This window comes from Paenibacillus sp. P4_A9 (assembly GCF_056402415.1).
Genome location: NZ_JBFUHL010000245.1, coordinates 1 through 592, shown reverse-complemented (window position 1 = coordinate 592; position 592 = coordinate 1). Strand labels below are relative to the sequence as shown.

The window sequence follows — 592 nt, the reverse complement described above, 5'->3', positions numbered from 1 at the left end:
TAACTGCGCATTACCACAGCTGGGTTCCCCCATTCGGACATCCCCGGATCAAAGCCTGCTTACGGCTCCCCGAGGCATTTCGTCGTTCGCCACGTCCTTCTTCGGCTCCTAGTGCCTAGGCATCCTCCGTGTGCTCTTTCTAGCTTAACCTAGAAAAAACTTTAAAGATTTTTGCGAGATCCGAAGATCAAGCAACCTAAGTTCTTACTTTACGTTTTTGTTTCGTTATCTAGTTTTCAAGGAACAACTTGTAAAAATGTTTTTGAAAGATTGCTCTTTCAAAACTGAACACGAGTGAGTAAGCGATTTGTGTGTTAAACACACTTGACTGGTCTTATCAAGACCGAGTCTCCATAGAAAGGAGGTGATCCAGCCGCACCTTCCGATACGGCTACCTTGTTACGACTTCACCCCAATCATCTACCCCACCTTCGGCGGCTGGCTCCCTTGCGGGTTACCCCACCGACTTCGGGTGTTGTAAACTCTCGTGGTGTGACGGGCGGTGTGTACAAGACCCGGGAACGTATTCACCGCGGCATGCTGATCCGCGATTACTAGCAATTCCGACTTCATGCAGGCGAGTTGCAGCCTG

General features: G+C 49.5%; 2 rRNA genes. Both read right to left on the bottom strand.

Going from position 1 to position 592, the window contains the following annotated elements:
- Window positions 1–150: ribosomal RNA gene (locus tag AC1DVJ_RS31290) — 23S ribosomal RNA — on the bottom strand; the annotation flags it as partial.
- 207 nt (window positions 151–357) lie between these two features.
- A 16S ribosomal RNA gene (locus AC1DVJ_RS31285) occupies window positions 358–592 on the bottom strand; the annotation flags it as partial.